The sequence below is a fragment of the Mycobacterium simulans genome (genome assembly GCF_900232995.1).
GTDB lineage: Bacteria > Actinomycetota > Actinomycetes > Mycobacteriales > Mycobacteriaceae > Mycobacterium > Mycobacterium simulans.
Genome location: NZ_OCVX01000003.1, coordinates 1,799,240 through 1,812,393, shown reverse-complemented (window position 1 = coordinate 1,812,393; position 13,154 = coordinate 1,799,240). Strand labels below are relative to the sequence as shown.

The following is a 13,154-nucleotide window of genomic DNA, read 5'->3' as shown; positions in this document are numbered from 1 at the left end:
AAGGAATCGATACGGTCTAACGCCGACAGTGAATCTGGCGACGCGACACGCCAAGTGCGCGTAGCGTAATTCGCACTCGGTCACTACGGACGACCATACGGAGGCGAGTATGTCGTTTGTGCTGGCGGCGCCGGAGGTGCTCGCGGCGGCCGCGACGGATCTGGCAGGTATCGGCTCGACAATCGGTGCGGCCAACATGGCGGCGGCAGCGATAGCGGCAGTACCGCCGGCGGCCGCCGATGAAATATCGGCGGCTGTCGCCACGCTGTTCGCCAGGTACGGCCAGGACTACCACGCGCTCAGTGCACCGGCGGTGGCGTTCCACGACCGGTTTGTCCACGCGCTGAACGCCGCCGCCAGCTCCTATGCCGGCGCCGAGGCCGCCAACGTCTCACTCACGCAGGACCTCTGGAACGCAATCAACGCGCCTACCCAGACGTTGCTGGGGCGCCCACTCGTCGGCAACGGCGCTAACGCCGCACCGGGCAGCGGACTAAACGGCGGAGACGGCGGGTTCTTGTTCGGCAACGGCGGCAACGGCGGATCCGGTGCAGCGGGCCAAAACGGCGGCAGCGGCGGCGCCGCAGGACTGTTCGGCGGCACCCCCGGAGCCGGGGGCGATGGCGGCTTTGGCAATAGCATCAGCGGTATCCAACCGGGCAACGGCGGTAATGGCGGTGCCGCCGGGCTGTTCGGCACCGGCGGCACCGGCGGTCGCGGGCTTGAAACGTTCTTCGGCAGCACCGGCGGCACCGGCGGGGCCGGAGGCGCCGGCGGCACGCTGTTCGGCAACGGCGGCGCCGGCGGCAACGGCGGCGCGCCCCTCGGCGACATCAACGGCACCGGCGGCGCGGGCGGCTCCGCCGGACTGTTCGGCAACGGCGGGGACGGCGGAAACGCGGGCAACGCGATCAGCCTCAGCGGCTTAGCTGGCGCCGCCGGCGGTAACGGGGGTGCCGGCGGCATGCTTTCCGGCAACGGCGGCCACGGCGGCAACGGCGGCAACGCGGACCCCACCAGCAGTGCCGTCGGCGGCGTCGGCGGCAATGGCGGTGCCGGCGGCATGCTTTCCGGCAACGGCGGCCACGGCGGCGACGGCGGACTCGGCGGCACCAGCGGCAATGGCGGTGCCGGCGGCAACGGCGGGCTCGGGGGCATACTTTCCGGCAACGGCGGCAACGGCGGTGACGGCGGTGACAGCAGCGCCGAAAACGGCGGCGCCGGCGGCAACGGTGGGGCCGCCCGGCTGTTCGGTGACGGCGGTGCCGGCGGCGCCGGCGGGCTCGGTGGTAGCGGTGGCAACGGCGGGAACGGCGGCACCGGCGGCGCCGGCGGCAACGGCGGGCTGGGGGGCACGCTTTCCGGCAACGGCGGCGCCGGCGGCAGCGGCGGCGACGGCGGCAATGCCAGTGTCCTGGCCGGCACCGGCGGCACCGGTGGGGCCGGCGGGGCCGGTGGTAACAGCGGCATGCTTTTCGGCGACGGCGGGGCCGGCGGTTTCGGCGGCGGTGGCGGCCTCATTGTCACCGGCGGCATCGGCGGTAACGGTGGCAACGGTGGCGCGGGTGGTAACGGCGCCGCAGTTTTCGGTAATGGCGGGGCCGGTGGTTTCGGCAGCTTCGGCGGCGTGGGCGGCGACGGTGGCGATGGCGGCCGCGCCGGGCTAATCGGCTCCGGTGGTTCCGGAGCCGCGGGCGGGCAGTCGTTCAGCGGCTCCGATATCGGTGGCGACGGTGGCAACGGTGGCAATGCCGGATGGATCGGCAACGGGGGTAATGGCGGCAATGGCGGGCTGGGCAACGGCGCGGCTGGCCCGGGCGACGGCGGCGACGGCGGCACCCCCGGTGCGCTTTTCGGCTTCACCGGCTCACCCGGGGCACCGTAGGCAGGGGTAGCGGATATGACGTTCGTGGCGGTATCCAGGGCCGGTTAGCTGCCCGCGGCTGGAGGCTCGACCGGCTCCACGCCGGCCAAGTGACGCTGAGCCAGGTCGCGGTAGGCCTGCGGGTTGACGTTCACCCACATCTCCGCGCCCGTACCCTCGATTGGCCCCTTGGCCTTGGCGGGCGCACCGACCACCAGCATGCCCGCCGGAATCTGGGTGCCCCCCACCACCACCGCACCCGCCGCCACCATGCAGCGGGCGCCTATCACCGCGCCGTCGAGCACGGTGGCGTGGTTGGCGATCAGCGCCTCCTGCCCGATGTGGGCGCCATGGATGCAGCACAAATGCGCCACGGTAGCTCCCGGACCAATATCCACCGGTATCCCGGGCGGCGCATGCAATACCGCCCCGTCCTGCACATTGGCGCCCTCGCGCACCACGACCGGCGCATAATCGCCGCGCAGCACCGCGTTGTACCAGACCGACGCCCCCGCCTCGACGGTCACGTCACCGATCAGGGTGGCGGTCGGGGCCACAAAGGCGGTGGGATCGACCCGCGGCGAGCGACCCTCAAAAGAGAACAGCGGCATCGTCTACATATACCCCAGCGTGCATATGCCCCAGCAAACACCGCCAGACTCGCCGTCGTTGCGCTCGCCCGCCACAAAACTGTAACGTGTTCTAGTTAGTAGGCCAGTGAGTTGGAGGTGACAGGGTGAGTACCGACACACGCGGCGTCGGTGTCCGGGAGATCGATGCCGGCGCCTTGCCGACCAGGTACGCCCGCGGGTGGCACTGCCTGGGCGTCGCGAAAGACTTCCTGGACGGAAAGCCGCACGCGGTCAATGCGTTCGGCACCAAGCTGGTGGTTTTCGCCGACTCGCACGGAGACCTGAAGGTCCTGGACGGCTACTGCCGGCACATGGGCGGCGACCTGTCCGAGGGCACCATCAAGGGCGACGAGGTCGCCTGCCCGTTCCACGACTGGCGCTGGGGCGGCGACGGCCGCTGCAAGCTGGTGCCGTATGCCAAGCGGACCCCCAAAACCGCACGTACCCGGTCCTGGACCACCGATGTGCGCAGCGGCCTGCTCTTCGTCTGGCACGACCACGAAGGCAACCCGCCGGACCCCGACGTCCGGATCCCCGAGCTCGCCGAGGCCGCCAGCGACGAATGGACCGACTGGCGCTGGAACAGCATCCTCATCGAGGGCTCCAACTGCCGCGACATCATCGACAACGTCACCGACATGGCGCACTTCTTCTACATCCATTTCGGGTTGCCGACGTACTTCAAGAACGTCTTCGAGGGCCACATCGCCTCGCAGTACCTGCACAACGTGGGCCGCCCCGACGTCGATGATCTAGGGAGCTCGTACGGCGAAGCGCACTTGGACTCCGAGGCGTCCTATTTCGGGCCGTCGTTCATGATCAACTGGCTGCACAACCGCTACGGCGACTACAAGGCCGAGTCGATTCTGATCAACTGCCACTACCCGGTCACCCAGAACTCCTTCATGCTCCAGTGGGGTGTCATCGTCGAAAAACCCAAGGGCATGGACGAAAAGATGACCGACAAGCTGTCGCGGGTGTTCACCGACGGGGTCAGCAAGGGCTTCCTGCAGGACGTCGAGATCTGGAAGCACAAGACCAGGATCGACAACCCGCTGTTGGTCGAGGAGGACGGTGCCGTCTACCAACTGCGCCGCTGGTATGAGCAGTTCTACGTCGACGTGGCCGACATCACGCCAGAAATGGTGGAGCGCTTCGAGATTGAGGTCGACACCACCCGCGCCAACGAATACTGGAATGCCGAGGTGGCCGAGAACCTGAAGGCGCGGGACTCCGAGGCCTCCGAAGAAGTACCCGCCGAGCAACACTAACGATCATGCCCGACGAACAGGCCGTCCCTGACGTCGACCGGTTGGCCCGGTCGATGCTGTTGTTGCACGGTGATCATCACGATCACGACGACGCGCCGACGTCCAACGGCGGCTCCGGATCATGGTCTAAATCAAGGGATTTCGGTAACGACCCGCAACGCGCTGCCGCGGTACGAGAGGCCTCCCGCGCCGACCGCGAGCGCTATCTGACGGCGGGCCTGCTGCCGGTGGACTGTCGCTTCTGCCACGTCACGGTGGCGGTGAAGAGGCTGGGGCCGGGTCATACCGCGGTGCAATGGAACACCGAGGCGTCGCAGCGCTGCGCGCACTTCACCGAAGTGCGCGCCGCCGGCGGCGATTCCGCACGCACCCGGGCCTGCCCGAGGCTGTCCGACAGCATCGAGCACGCGGTGGCCGAAGGGTATTTGGACGCGACGCCAGACGCTCACTGAGCGAACCTTCGGCCGTGCTCAGCCACCGCCGAAGGGAGGGATATTGAGTGCTCGCAGCAGCGAGCCGGTGATTGTCGTCGCCACGGACACCGCCGTGACAGGGGGCTGCCCCAGGTTGATCGTTAGGCCCGGATTTAGCGAGGGAACGAACGGATAGGTGTTGGGCATGGCTGACTGCGGGAGCACTCCGGCCAACACCAAGTCGGCCTGGACTCCTTGGATGACGCCTTGGACCAGATAATTGCCGACGTTGATCGGGTTGATCACCGGGAACAGGCTGGCCGGGGTGGGCAGGTTGGCATATTCGGTGTTGGGCCCGCCGATGTCGCCGTAGCCCAGATCGACGAGCACCCGCAGCGGCGGTTGAACCAAGTTGAGGATTGGCTGCGGAAGGTTCAGCGGCCTCAGCAGCGGCAGGTCCTGGCTCGGGATCATGTAGTAGGTGGTATTGCCGGTCGACCCAGGAGACACCGGCGCGACCACAGCTGTAGCAACCTGCTCGGGCGTGAGGTTCGGATACAAGGCCGTCGGACTCAGGTGGTCGTAGTAGATGCCGGCAACGGCGTTGGCGACCGACAGCAGGTTGATTGGATACCGGGGAAAGTGCGCGTAGCCGTCATATTGGATGGTGTAGATGTCGGTCTGATACTCCAAGTCGGGTGTGGCACCACCGAACGTCTCGTTGAAACCGGGTATGTACAAACCGACGAAGCGCTCGAACAAGCCGCCGTTGGGATTGTTGGGATTGCCCGTCAGCACGAACTGAAAATCGGCCGGGTCCGGCGGATTTGGCATGGTGCCGTTGCCGATGCCGATCAGATAGTTGGTGATGATGGTGGAGCTTTGGGAAAAGCCGAAAACGACGGTTGGCGTGCCCGGCGGTTGGGCTGCAATCGCCTGCGTCAGAATCTCGACTCCCTGAGCAACCGACGTATCGAACGTCAGACTGTGCCAGCCGGTCAGGGGCCAGCCCTGCTCAGGGGTCACCAAACCGGTCGGGATGGCAGTGTGCGGAGCGATCCGCGGCGCGATGTAGGCGTTGTAGACGTTGTTGAGGTAGGTGGTGCTCGGGTCGGGGTTGCCGGTGCCGCCCATGATCAGCGTGGCGTAGTCGGTGGCGGTCAGGCTGGCGGCCGTGCCGGTTGCCCCCGTGCCGCCCAGCGCACGCCCCAACGGCGCCGCGCTGGATGGATTGATCAGAGCCAGCACATCGCGCTGCGCGGTGTGCAACGCCGACGCGTTGAGCGCCTCCGCAGCCCGATACGACCCGGCCGCCGCATTCAGCGTCTGAACAAACTGCTGATGCAACGCGCCGGCCTGCGCACTGACCGCCTCGAACTCCTGGCCGTGGCGGGCGAAGAGCGCCGCCACCGCCCCCGACACCTCATCGGCACCCGCGGCCACCAGCCCGGTGATAGGCGCCGCCGCCGCCGCTCGCGCCGCATCCAGCGCCGACCGGATACCGTGCAAATCCGCTGCCGCGGACGCCAACGTCTCAGGCGTTACACCCAGAAGTGACATTCCGCCCCCTGCGCCTCAATTGCACCTAGCCCACGGTCGATCATCACGGCCCCGCGTCCTCTCGCCGACCAGAATCCGCCGATGCTTCGTCGCTACCGTCGCCGCCCCAGGTGTTCGGCAGCATCGGCGCGCTCGGTCCACCGCCGAAGCCGTCAGCCAAAGCGACTAACCCGTCCGGGCGTACCCCATCGGTCTTGGCAATCGTCCCGGTAAATCCCCACGACCCGGCACCCTGGTTGGAGGCCGCCGTCGCGGCCGGCGCACTGTCCGGCGGAGCGTCCAGATCGCCGTCGATGTCCATGTACTCGTCGGCGTTGTCTCTCATCACGGTCCGCCGGCGTCGCCGCAACCGCCGCTGCGCCGATGTCCGTGTCGGGGCCGCTGCCGCCGCGGCGACGTCCGCCGGCACCGCCTGGCCCTTGCCCCGATCGATCAGTGTCGGGCCCTGCCCCTCGTCGGGTCCACCGCCGAACACCAGGTAGCCGAAACCGGGTGTCCCGACCGCCGGTGCCGATGCCGTTGGCGGCGCGGGCGATGCCGACAACGAAGCCGGCGACGACGCACCCGAGGCGGCCGGCACGGCAGGGGCGGGCGCGGCGATCGCCGAAGCAATAGCCACAGTCGGCCGAGTCTGCGTCGCAACAGATTCCGGTATCTCACCACCGACGGGCACCCCGTCCACCGGACGTAAGCCCGCAAGTCCGCCCAAACCCCCAAGGCCGGCCAAGCCGAGCAACGGCAGGAACGGAGTACTCGACAACGCTGCAGGCGTCCCGAAAGTCACGGTGTCGATGGACAGCCCCACGACCATCGCAACCGCGAAAGCATTAAAGTTCTCCAGGGAAGGACTCGCCAAAAAAGCCTCCAGCGCCGGAAGTTGGTAGGGCACGTTTCCTCCCTCAAAGCCGAACAATTGCCCTATGAAGGTCTGGACGAACTTCTGCCAGTCGGCAAAGAGGCTCTCCAGGGAAAAGTCGGCGGCAGCCGATGGATCAGCCGACTTCAGTACCGGCGGCGCCGCGCTGGTTTGTGGCACCGCCGCCACGGTCGCCGCGGAAACCTCCTCATAGCTGCTCATGATCGTGGCGGCCTGTACCCACATCCGCATGTAGTCGGCCTCGTTGAGCGCGATCGGAATGGTGTTGATCCCAAAGAAATTCGTTGCCACCAACGCCGCGTGGGTGGCGTGGTTGGCGGCCAGCTCACCCAGGGTGGGCATCGCCGCCAACGCGGCGGTGTAGGCACCAGCCTCGGTCTCGTGTTGTGCAGCGGTGGCCGCAGCGTTGGCCGCCGCCTGGACTAGCCAAGCCACATACGGCGCATGGGAGGCCGCATACGACTCCGCGCCAGAGCCCTCCCACGCTCCGGACAGCACCGAGGCCACCAGCGCCGACAGTTCCTCGGCCACCTCGGCATATTCAATGCTCAACGAATTCCATGCCGCTGCGGCCGCCAGCAACGAGCCCGGCCCGGGGCCGCTGCTCAGCAACGACGAGTGAACCTCGGGCGGGAACGCCATCCAGACCGGCGCCGTCACCGCCAGCTGGGCGCGATCGGATTAGCGGCACCCGCCGCCAGCCGTATAGCGGTCACCAACGACATGTCCAACTCTCCCTCAGCTCCCTGCTGCGATGACCGCACGCCTCACCGATATTCGACACACGTACCGGCGAGGCCTGTCGAACTCACTGTGAGCGCCACCGGACCGTCCCGTATTGGAAATGATTTTCATGTAGTAATTTGCACCCAGGGTTACCGCGTGTCAACTCCGGGATACGTGACCGAGGAGCAATGAATGGCATTCAGCCCAACTGGCACGCCAAGCGCCGGGCAAGCTCCGCCGATCCTCAAATCGGCTCGGACAACTCTCATTGCATGCGGTGTGCTTTCGGCGGTCAGGTCCTTGATCGGCATGGCGCCACTGTTTGCTGTCGTCGAAGTGAGCAGACGACTCCTCGCGGGCAACACAGACGTCTGGCCGGTCATCATCGTGGCGATCGGCGCGCTGGCAATCAAACAGCTGGGTGTCTTGGCCGCGGGTGTGATGACACATCTGGCCGATATCCGGGTGTCGTTTCGAATCCGCCGTGAACTGCTGGTCAAACTGAGCAGGGTCCCGCTCAGTTGGTTCAGCGATCGCAACTCCGGCATCGTTAAGAAGGCGGTCGAAGATGATGTGGCGGCGCTGCATCGGCTCATCGCGCACTCGATCGTGGAACTCAGCGCGGCCGTGGTGCCGCCCCTGGTCGCGTTGATCTACCTCGTTACCCTGGACTGGCGGATGGCCCTGGCGACTCTGCTCCCCGTTGTCGCCGGGCTGGCCGCCTACCAGCGTGCGATGGCCAGCGCGGAGACCAAGTACCCGCAGTTCATGGAGTGGTTGGCGCGCCTCAACGGCGCGGCGGTGGAACTGGTCAACGGCATCGGTGTCGTGAAGGCGTTCGGAACGCCGGGGACGGCGAGTCGCCGTTTCCAGGAGGTGTGCCAAGGATTCGCACACTTCTTCCTCGACTGGGCGAAATCTACGAGCGTCGCCAGCGTCACCGCCGAGATCCTCCTGTCGCCGCCGAGCATCCTGCTCGCAGTCGCGACGACGGGAGGTATCCTCACGGCCAACGGCGATCTCCCGCTGGAACACTTCATCGCATTCTTGGTGTTCGGCACGGTCATAACTTCGGCATGGATGTCGCTGCTGATGTCGGTGCAGCCCCTGGCCACCGCGCTGAAGGTGTACCGAGAGATCCGTGAATTGCTCTCTACCCCAGAGCTTCCCACCCCGCATGAACCCGTCGAACTTGACACCGATGCCGATGGTCCAGTGGTGCGCATGCGTGGTGTGCGTGTCACATACGGTGATACGGTCGCCCTCGACGGGATCGACCTTCGCCTCGATCGGGGAACCCTCACCGCCCTGGTCGGTCCCTCTGGTTCCGGGAAGTCCACGCTGGCCAAGCTGCTGCCCCGGTTCAACGATCCGCGCGAAGGCTCGGTCGAACTGTACGGCGTCGATCTCCGCCGGATCGACCCCGCCGAGCTCTACCGGCAAGTCGCGTTTGTGTTCCAGGACTCGCACCTGTTGTCGACGATGAGCGTCCGGGACAACATCCGTCTCGGACGTCCCGACGCCGACGACGCGGCGGTGCGCGATGCCGCGCGCAAAGCCCAGATTCTGTCGAGTATCGAAGAGTTGCCACGCGGGCTCGATTCGGTGGTCGGCCAGGACGCGGCGTTTTCGGCGGGCGAACGCCAGCGCGTCTGCATCGCGCGCGCAATCCTCGCCGACCGCCCGATTCTGGTCCTCGACGAGGCCACCGCCAGTGCCGACCCGGAAAACGAGGCGCGCATCCAAGATGCGCTCACCGAGGTCGCGCGCGGCCGGACGGTGTTGGTAATCGCTCACCGGCTCAGCACGATTCGAGGCGCCGACGCCATCGTCGTGCTCGACCACGGCCGCATCGCCGAGAGCGGTAGGCATTCCGAGCTTTTGGGATACAACGGCATCTACGCACGCTTGTGGAAACACGAGCGGGAAGCCGAACGCGGTGTCACCGACCAGCTGGAGGCTAACCGGTGATCACCATCATTCGCCACCTACTCGAACTGCTCGACACTCGCGGCCGCCGCCATCTGCACACCATGCTTGTACTGCAAGGTGCCCAAGGAGTGCTGCAGGGCCTGGGCTTCCTGTTCGTCGTTCCCCTTCTCGGCGCTCTTTTCGAACGCCCCACGAACTGGGGTCAACTGTGGTTCTGGATCGCGGCGATCGCCGTTACTGTCGGCGTCCATCACGGATTGCTGGGCTGGAGCACGTCATTGGGTTATCTGGTGGGCACCGACGTGCTGACCAGTTTTCACACCCGGATCGGAAATCATCTGGCCACTCTGCCCATCGGCTGGTTCGGCGCCGACCGCACCGGCCCGGTCGGACGCCTGGTGAGCAAAGACGCTACCGACGTCGCCGACTTTCCGGCGCATATGCTCCGGCACATCATCGTCGGCGTTACCACTCCGGCCACCCTGATCATTGGCAGCTACCTGAGCGATTGGCGCATCGGGATCGCACTGACCATGGGCGCCTTACTGTGCGCGCTATCGCTGCGGATGTACATGAGCATCGTGGGCCGCAATGACGCCCAGTATGAGCACGACATTGGCGCTACCGCGTCTCGGATCGTCGAATACGCCCGCCAACAATCGACGCTGCGCGCCTACGGCGTGCTCAACCGTCGAGAGTTGGGCACACTCGAAGAATCCCTTACCCGCCAACAACATTCACAGTCCCGGCTGACCATCCGCGGAGCGTGGGGGCTGATCGGATGCTTCGGCACGATGCAACTGGTCGTCACGACGATCATCGCGCTGACCGTTACCCTGACGCTGCGCGGCGAGCTCGCGCTACCCACGATGATCGGTCTGCTGATCATCACCCTGCGCATGATCGATCCGATCGCCCAGCTCGGCGACCTGGCCGGCCATGTCCAAGTCAACGCCGATTCAATCGTCCGAGTGCGCGAGCTGCTGGCCGTTCCGTCTCTTCCGGAACCCGATCGAGCTACCGCGCCCGCGGGCGCCGACATCGAATTACGTGGTGTGCGTTTCAGTTACCAAAGCTCTGGGGACGGAAGCGAAATCATTCAAGGCATCGACGCCGTCATCCCCAGCGGCAGCCTCACCGCGATCGTCGGCCCATCCGGGGCCGGTAAGACCACGTTGCTGCGACTGATCGCCCGCTTCTTCGACGTCGACGACGGCAGCATCCTGCTCGGCGGCCACGACGTGCGTGAGCTCGGCACCGGCACCGTCGCGCACCTGACCGCGCAAGTCTTCGACGACGCTTACCTTTTCGACGGCACCATCGCCGACAACCTGCGGATGGCCGATCCCGACGCGGGAGAAGCCGCGCTGCATCGCGTCGCAGCGATTGCGCGCCTGGACGAGGTGATCGATCGTCTCCCCGAGGGGTGGGACACCCGCGTTGGCGAGGGCGGGTCTGCCCTATCCGGCGGGGAGAGGCAGCGGGTCGCCATTGCCCGCGCGTTGCTCAAGAACGCGCCCGTCGTGCTGTTGGACGAAGCAACGGCCGCGCTCGACGCTATCAATGAGGCCGCCGTGGCCGGCGCCATCCGCGAACTAGCCCACGATCGCACTGTTGTCGTTGTCGCACACCGACTTTCGACCGTGATAGATGCCGACCAGATCCTCGTCCTGGACGGTGGCCAGATCACCGCACGCGGACGTCACGAGCAGTTGGTCGCCGCGGATGGCACCTATTCCCGATTCTGGGGGGAACGCCTGCGTGCCCGCGGCTGGCAACTTCGGCGTGACCACGCCACCATTGCCGCATCCCACGGAGACCGCGGCACTACCGATACGTGACAACGTGCTGAGAGGAGGGCCGCATGGAAGCCGAGCACGGGTACGCGCGACACAAGGACCGCTATGCCGGGCGGCTACGGCGCATAGAGGGTCAGGTTCGCGGGATCGCGAAGATGATCGAAGAGGACAAGTACTGCATTGACATCCTCACGCAGATCAGCGCCGCTAGTAGCGCGCTGCGCTCGGTGGCGCTGAACCTGCTCGACGAGCATATGGATCACTGCGTGAACAGTGCAATTGCGTTGGACGGCAACGATGTCGAGGCCAAGCTTGCCGAAGCGTCGGCGGCTATCGCACGCCTTGTGCGGTCGTGATCGCGAAGCGGAGCTAAATTACCGTTCGCGGATGAGTGTCGCTTGATCTAGATACCGTACCGGGGTATTGTGTGGGACATGGGAACACAAACTGAAACCTGCCAATGCAAGTCCACCGGCTGCGGTTGCGGCGACTCTGGTTGCACTCAAGCCCGCGGCTGTAACTGCGGCCACCCGAATTGCACCTGTAACGACTGATTGCGACGTCCCGACCGTCAACGGCGACCTCAGCCAGCTGAGGTTGCCGTTGACGTGATAGTCAGGGGCGTGCGACACAAGGGCGGCGTGACGACAAGCATTGCCGCCTAAGCAATTTGGTTGCTAACAAGGTACTTGCGGTGAGCCTGGACAACGACGTGCCGCATGGAAGCGCCTTAACGTACTCCAGCCAGCAGCTACCCGAGCAGGGTTGCGCCCAACGCCTGCCCGACGATGCTGAACAGGTTCGCCGTGGCAGCAATCGGACCCACCCCTAGGGCGTGGATCGGCAATACGCCTTGAAAATCCTGCTCCACGAAGGTGAGTTCCACACCCACCGAGTTCAACAGCGAGCCGCCGACGCCGGCGTACATCGGCCCGCTGGCACCGGCAACCACCTGGCCCGTGCTGAACAGCCCGCCGAAGCCAAGGCTCAAGCCGGTGACTTGTTCGGTGCCCCCGGTGGGGCCAGCAACGAATTGGTTGACCACTGGTGCCAACGGGTCCAGGTTCAAGGTGGCGCCGTTGAAGAACCCGTCGACAACGTTGGCCGGGGTATTCATCAGCCCATAGAGCGCACCTGTCGGATTGCCACCGGTGATGTCGGCAACGATGTTTCCCACGCTATTGAACAGCGCCACCCCGGGGCTGACGAACGGACCCACCGCGCCCATGAGCACACCACTCAACGGTGAGGCCGCGAAATCGAGGGCACCGGTGAGCAATACCCCCTCCGGACCGGTGGGGAAGAAGTCGGCAATGAGCCCCGTGTACAGCTCGCCGTGAGAGTCATTGACCAGAACGGGATTTCCGGGAGGGGGGCCGATCGTGGACGTGATATCGCCCAGGGTGTGTTGCGCTACCGCCAACGCGACATCGTTGGGCGCGTCGATCAGTGGCACCGACCGCGCTGCGGTCTGCAGGTTGGCGAAGAACCCGGCGGGGTTGGTAGCAAGATGGCTGAACCCAGTGCAGACGCCGCCGGCCAGCGCGCTCAAGCCGGCGTCCCAGGCGCCGAACACCGTCTGGGCATTCTGGGTTGTCGTCGTAAGGACCTGCTGCCACCGGGTGATCGGGTCGACGCTGGCGGCAGCGGGTGCACCGGACGTACCCCATCCGCCAAGCAGCGTCTGCTGAGCGTTGGCGACCTCGGCACTCGTGTAGGCCCCTACGCCGGCGTTCATCGCATTGACGAACTGGGAATGAAACGCCTGCGCATGAGAGCTCAGCGCCTGAAATTCCTCGCCGAACTCACCGAACATCGACGCGATCGCGATCGATACCTCGTCGGCGGCCGCAGCCGCAATCCCCGTCGTGGGGCCCGAAACGGTCGCGGTGGCCTCAGCCAACGACGAACCAATACCCGCCAAACCCTGGGCCGCACCGTGCACCGGTTCCGGGGTGATCACAAACGACGTATCCAACTCTCCTCGATTACCTCAGATGATGGCGACTGGCCAAGACACTCCCTTGCATCGAGCAAGCGAGTTTTCCGATCGCGTTTCAACGGCTGGCGTGCCTCGACC

10 protein-coding genes are annotated in these 13,154 nt (G+C 65.9%); 6 read left to right on the top strand and 4 right to left on the bottom strand.

Features of this window, described 5'->3' with window-relative positions:
* The first annotated feature begins 109 nt into the window (after positions 1 to 109).
* Positions 110 to 1,885, top strand: coding sequence for a PE family protein (locus tag MSIMFI_RS08995; RefSeq protein WP_191496949.1), 1,776 nt, complete (start codon positions 110 to 112; stop codon positions 1,883 to 1,885).
* 44 nt (positions 1,886 to 1,929) lie between these two features.
* Here MSIMFI_RS08995 and MSIMFI_RS08990 read toward each other — a convergent pair whose 3' ends face one another.
* A complete protein-coding gene (locus MSIMFI_RS08990) occupies positions 1,930 to 2,475 on the bottom strand; it encodes a gamma carbonic anhydrase family protein (protein ID WP_191496948.1) in 546 nt (181 codons plus the stop codon).
* 125 nt (positions 2,476 to 2,600) lie between these two features.
* Here MSIMFI_RS08990 and MSIMFI_RS08985 point away from each other — a divergent pair, with 125 nt between their 5' ends.
* Together MSIMFI_RS08985 and MSIMFI_RS08980 are read left to right on the top strand one after the other, a co-directional pair.
* On the top strand, positions 2,601 to 3,767 hold the full coding sequence (locus tag MSIMFI_RS08985; RefSeq protein ID WP_191496947.1) for a Rieske 2Fe-2S domain-containing protein: 1,167 nt from the start codon (positions 2,601 to 2,603) through the stop codon (positions 3,765 to 3,767).
* Between the two features lie 5 nt (positions 3,768 to 3,772).
* Positions 3,773 to 4,219, top strand: coding sequence for a hypothetical protein (locus tag MSIMFI_RS08980; protein WP_191496946.1), 447 nt, complete (start codon positions 3,773 to 3,775; stop codon positions 4,217 to 4,219).
* Positions 4,220 to 4,237: 18 nt separating this feature from the next.
* Here MSIMFI_RS08980 and MSIMFI_RS08975 read toward each other — a convergent pair whose 3' ends face one another.
* The gene (locus MSIMFI_RS08975; RefSeq protein WP_191496945.1) at positions 4,238 to 5,740 is read right to left on the bottom strand and encodes a PE-PPE domain-containing protein; all 1,503 of its coding nucleotides are present in this window, start codon (positions 5,738 to 5,740) and stop codon (positions 4,238 to 4,240) included.
* 43 nt (positions 5,741 to 5,783) lie between these two features.
* On the bottom strand, positions 5,784 to 7,277 hold the full coding sequence (locus MSIMFI_RS08970; protein ID WP_191496944.1) for a PPE family protein: 1,494 nt from the start codon (positions 7,275 to 7,277) through the stop codon (positions 5,784 to 5,786).
* Positions 7,278 to 7,535: 258 nt separating this feature from the next.
* Here MSIMFI_RS08970 and MSIMFI_RS08965 point away from each other — a divergent pair, with 258 nt between their 5' ends.
* The 3 genes from MSIMFI_RS08965 to MSIMFI_RS08955 are packed head-to-tail and all read left to right on the top strand — an operon-like array spanning position 7,536 to position 11,430.
* Positions 7,536 to 9,314, top strand: coding sequence for an ABC transporter ATP-binding protein (locus MSIMFI_RS08965; protein ID WP_224770125.1), 1,779 nt, complete (start codon positions 7,536 to 7,538; stop codon positions 9,312 to 9,314).
* Complete coding sequence (locus tag MSIMFI_RS08960; protein ID WP_191496943.1) at positions 9,311 to 11,116, top strand: ABC transporter ATP-binding protein; 1,806 nt, start codon at positions 9,311 to 9,313, stop codon at positions 11,114 to 11,116. Before MSIMFI_RS08965 ends, MSIMFI_RS08960 begins: the two co-directional genes overlap by 4 nt.
* Positions 11,117 to 11,139: 23 nt before the next feature.
* Positions 11,140 to 11,430: a metal-sensitive transcriptional regulator gene (locus MSIMFI_RS08955; protein WP_186244931.1), complete on the top strand. Its 291-nt coding sequence runs from the start codon at positions 11,140 to 11,142 to the stop codon at positions 11,428 to 11,430.
* A 395-nt stretch (positions 11,431 to 11,825) separates the two neighbouring features.
* On the opposite strand, the gene gjpA is transcribed toward MSIMFI_RS08955, so the two are convergent.
* Positions 11,826 to 13,052, bottom strand: a complete 1,227-nt coding sequence (gene gjpA, locus MSIMFI_RS08950; RefSeq protein WP_191496942.1) for an outer membrane porin GjpA — start codon at positions 13,050 to 13,052, stop codon at positions 11,826 to 11,828.
* Positions 13,053 to 13,154: the final 102 nt, after the last annotated feature.